Origin of the sequence: Luteimonas rhizosphaericola (assembly GCF_029888045.1) — a bacterium.
In the GTDB taxonomy this organism is placed as follows: Bacteria; Pseudomonadota; Gammaproteobacteria; order Xanthomonadales; family Xanthomonadaceae; genus Luteimonas; species Luteimonas rhizosphaericola.
In genome coordinates, this window is the sequence record NZ_JARXRN010000017.1 from 1 (window position 1) to 2480 (window position 2480).

Annotated in this window: 1 protein-coding gene; it reads right to left on the bottom strand. The window is 57.3% G+C overall.

The annotated features are described in order from the left end of the window. Nucleotides 1–551: 551 nt before the first annotated feature. Nucleotides 552–842 carry a hypothetical protein gene (locus QFW80_RS03880; RefSeq protein WP_280599967.1) on the bottom strand — a complete coding sequence of 97 codons (291 nt, stop codon included), beginning with the start codon at nucleotides 840–842 and terminating at the stop codon, nucleotides 552–554. Nucleotides 843–2480 lie beyond the last annotated feature (1638 nt).

Sequence of the window (2480 nt, forward strand, 5' to 3'; positions counted from 1 at the left end):
CAAGCCGAAGATCACGATGCCTATACCGAGCACTGAAATCAGGTAGCCGACAGCTTTACCGACAAGTCTCATAGTGCGTGCTCTTGAGGCCTAACACCTGAGTTAAGCCGACCCGCGAAGCGGGTTCGGCTTGGACGAACTGTTAGACGGCGCGCACTAATCTACCCCAAACATAGGCAGCCGCCGCGATGAGAACCAGTAAGAGAACGCCACCGATGATGCCGACCGCCGTGGCACCCAACCATGATGTGCTGGCGAGATGCCCGCCAAGCGCACCTACAGCAACGCTAGAAATTAGTGCGATTGACCAGAGGAGTCTGTAGCCGCCGGCGGTCGGAACTTGGCCGGTTAGCAGGAACCCGAGCCCGATCATCAGCGCGGCCAGGGTCGCAACAGCGATTAGGTACGCAAGCAATGCACGCCCGACACTGAACCTGTTTTGGCGATCACTCACTTGGGCCGTTGGAGACGCGTAGGGGCTGTTCACTGTCAAAGCCGTCTAACGCCTGAATTAAGCCGCTCCGCGGAGCGGCGTCGGCTTGAATGAATTGTTAGGCGGAAAGCCAGTACGCAAGGCCAGCTGCCATCCAGAGCACAACTGTCAAGATTGTTAGCCAGAAATAAGCAGCTATTCTTGACTTGAATTGTGGGTCAATCTGGTTCCTACGCCGATACAAGCCGATCCATAGAAGATCTTGAAATGTCGTGACGAACGTGTCCGAGAGGAGCGGCGTGGCGACACGATCGGACCGGATGGCAATGTACAGCCAGACACGAATGGCGTATGAGGCCATGAGCACAAAGAAGCCCGCAAAGAAAAGAGCAGTTGCGAGATTGTCCATGCCGCCTAACGCCTGAATTAAGCCGCGCCACGAAGTGGCGTCGGCTTGAATGAATTGTTAGGCCTCATCCGTGGCCGCTGCCTGAAAGACGCATTTGCCGCCACGAGATTCAAGGGAGCGCAATAGAGGGACATTAACGGATTTGGCATGCTCGGCTGTCTGGGCTGGCCTGAGCGGGTTGCCGTCACTCTCGTGGGTGTCAAGTATGGGGCGTACCGGAACGAAGACGTTGGCGCATTGAACCTTAGCCCCGTTATAGCTACCGGAAATTTTGCCAGCGCCCCAAACGGTATGGGTACCCCAGCCGTCGTACCAAGACAAGAATGCTTGAGTCTCTCCCTGTCCAGTGGCAGAGAACGAAGCTAGAAATAGCAGTCCAATCGCGATCTTTCTCATGAGGCCTAACGCCTGAGTTAAGCCGCGCCACGAAGTGGCGTCGGCTTGAATGAATTGTTAGGCGGCACCCCCGGCACCGCCACCCCTCGGCTCTCCCTGAGGATACGCCAGACTCATGATGTCCTTGAACGTAAGGCCATGCAGCTCTTTGCGGCAGGGACTTAGGTCTGCCTGTCTGCCCAGAGTCTCGCTGAGAAACGGCTGATCGACGTGCGGTTTGGTGGTCAGGCAGCCCCTGGGCGAAAGGACTATTAGTTCCGCTAAGGAAAGCCGCAACTGGTCTTCCGGAGAGAGAGCTGCAACAACTGCGGCATGGCTGCGCTCAAACGCAGCTTTGGAGCTGCTATCAATTCTTGGGGCAGAGTCACAAGATGCGACGGCCAGCGACGCGAGTGCGATAAAACCATAGTGGCCGAGTGCGTTCATGTGCCGCCTAACGCTTGAATTAAGCCGACCCGCGAAGCGGGTTCGGCTTGAATGAATTGTTAGGCCCAATCGTCGTGATGCCTGATTGTGCCGTCCGCGCAAACATAGACAAGCAGATGGGAGTCGGTGATTGGAGGCGAAGCGGCTACGTCCCAGATCACAGACCAGCAACTCTTGGCGGGCGACTCATGGTTGAAGTGCCATGTGGCGCTTTGGAGGTAGCGGTGTGCATTCTCAACGCCAGAATCCCTTAGATATCTCTCGGCGTGCTGCACTGCTTCCTGCAGCGAAACACTCGGTGCCTGAGCCGCTGCAGGAGCGACGAGGGTCAGTAGAAGCGTAAGTAGTACTCGCATACCGGGGCCTTCAGTTGGGCCTAACGCCTGAATTAAGCCGACCCGCGAAGCGGGGTCGGCTTGAATGAATTGTTAGGCCGCTGACCCGTCAGCCCGAGCCCAGTGACTACCAATGCGACAGCTTGCTCCACAGTGTTCGCCGTAAGCCGGTCACCTGACGCGGAGCTCTCAACCAAGAACGGACAGTTGCCGGTGCCGGACTCCAGCTGGAGCTCAACGTCACTTGCTGGGTGGCGGAAGAACCACAAGCCATCGTCGTCAGCAACAGGATGCGTGACGGCCAACTGCTCCACGGACATATCCGGATGCGCAAGTCGAAGCTGGCTAGTGATTGCATCAATGTCCCGCATGCGTTCCCCTGCGGCCTAACGCTTGAATTAAGCCGCGCCGCGAAGCGGCGTCGGCTTGAATGAATTGTTAGGCTGCAGGCTAGCCATCCACCCAAACAGCCTGCCCGGGA